This is a genomic window from Vibrio sp. 1641, assembly GCF_033339995.1.
In the GTDB taxonomy this organism is placed as follows: domain Bacteria; phylum Pseudomonadota; class Gammaproteobacteria; order Enterobacterales; family Vibrionaceae; genus Vibrio; species Vibrio alginolyticus.
On the sequence record NZ_JAWOVP010000274.1, the window covers coordinates 1 to 628 of the forward strand.

General features: G+C 49.4%; 1 protein-coding gene. It reads right to left on the reverse strand.

Translation table 11 applies throughout. The features are described 5' to 3' along the window. A partial coding sequence (gene nhaD, locus R7Z47_RS25485) for a sodium:proton antiporter NhaD (RefSeq protein ID WP_318130845.1) occupies positions 1-628 on the reverse strand: 628 nt, incomplete at both ends.

The window sequence follows — 628 nt, forward strand, 5'->3', positions numbered from 1 at the left end:
GGGAGGACAAACAGTAGCACAATTCGCCTTGCGCCACGTTTTAATTCGACATGCTCGTGGATGGTATTGGGTTTGGTGTTCGGTACAAAAAGGGACATTAAAAACGCTGGCACGACATAGTTGATTAGAGAAGGGACAAACAAAGGCATGAATTCAGAGAACCGCACGTGCCCGGCTTGCCAAACCATCAAGGTTGTAATGTCACCAAATGGGCTGAATGCCCCGCCCGCGTTGGCTGCGATAACGATGTTGATGCAAGCAAGATTGACGAACCTAGGATTGTCGCCAGACACTTTCATTACCACCGCGCACATCAAAAGGGCCGTGGTTAAGTTATCGGCGATTGGAGAGATAACAAACGCCAGAAAGCCTGTCAGCCAAAACAGTTTTTTGAACCCGAACCCTTTCCCGACCATCCACGCTTGTAGAGCATCAAAGAGTTTGCGCTCTTCCATCGCGTTTATGTAGGTCATCGCGACGAGCAAAAACAGCAACAGCTCGGCGTACTCAAGTAGGTTATGTTCCAACGCCGCTTTTGCCACGTCTTGCTGGTGGTGCTGGGCGAAGGTGTAACCAATCAAAATCCAAATCAGACCTGCCGCGAGAAGTACAGGTTTGGATTTTCTCA